Annotated in this window: 1 protein-coding gene; it reads left to right on the top strand. The window is 68.6% G+C overall.

Annotated elements, in window-relative coordinates; all coding sequences use genetic code 11:
* Nucleotides 1-84 precede the first annotated feature (84 nt).
* A partial coding sequence (locus Q664_RS44515; protein ID WP_200883857.1) for a chitobiase/beta-hexosaminidase C-terminal domain-containing protein occupies nt 85-959 on the top strand: 875 nt, incomplete at its 3' end.

The raw sequence follows: 959 nt of genomic DNA on the forward strand, positions 1-959 counted from the left end.
ACGGCTCCGAGCCCACCACGAGCTCGCCCCGCTACAGCGCGCCCATCTCCCTCGAAGCCAGACACCACGCTGAAGTTCTTCTCCGTGGACGCGGTGGGCAACACGGAAGCCGTGAAGACGGCGGCCTACGTCATCAACACGTCGATCCCCACGGCGTCCGCCACGCCCGCGGGCGGCCTCTACCGCACCGCGCAGAGCGTCACGCTCAACTGCAACCCGGGCGCCACGGGCGGCACCTGCGTCGCCATCTACTACACCACCGATGGGAGCACCCCCAGCACGAGCTCGGCCACGTACTCCTCGCCCATCTCCGTGACCGTCACCACCACCCTCAAGTTCTTCGCGGAGAACTCGGTGGGCAACACGAGCACCCTCCACACCGAGACCTACCGCATCGACGAGGCGGCTCCCACGACGACGGCCATCCCCTCGGGCCGCGCCTACAAGGAGGCCCAGTCCATCACGCTGACGTGCGAGGACGGCTCGGGCAGCGGTTGCACCGCCACGTACTACACCCTGGATGGCAGCACGCCCACGCGCTCCTCCAGCACGTACTCCACCCCCCTCTCCATCTCCGCCAACACCACGCTGAAGTTCTTCTCCGTGGACGCGGCGGGCAACGAGGAGAGCGTGCGGACCGAGTCGTACGTCATCGACACGGTGAATCCCACGGTCGCCGCGGCCCCCGCGGGAGGCCTCTACAACAGTGCGCGCGACGTCACCCTCACCTGCACCGATAACAGCGGGGGCAGCGGGTGCGGCTCCATCCACTACACCACCGACGGCAGCACGCCGGACACGGGCTCGGCCACCTATACCGCGCCCATCTCCGTCTCCGCCGACACCACCCTCAAGTTCGTGGCGGTGGACAATGTCGGCAACGTGAGCACCGTGCGGACGGAGGTGTACACCTTCGACACGGACGCGCCCACCACCACGGCCACCCCGGCGGCGGCACG

Source organism: Archangium violaceum Cb vi76, from assembly GCF_000733295.1.
In the GTDB taxonomy this organism is placed as follows: domain Bacteria; phylum Myxococcota; class Myxococcia; order Myxococcales; family Myxococcaceae; genus Archangium; species Archangium violaceum.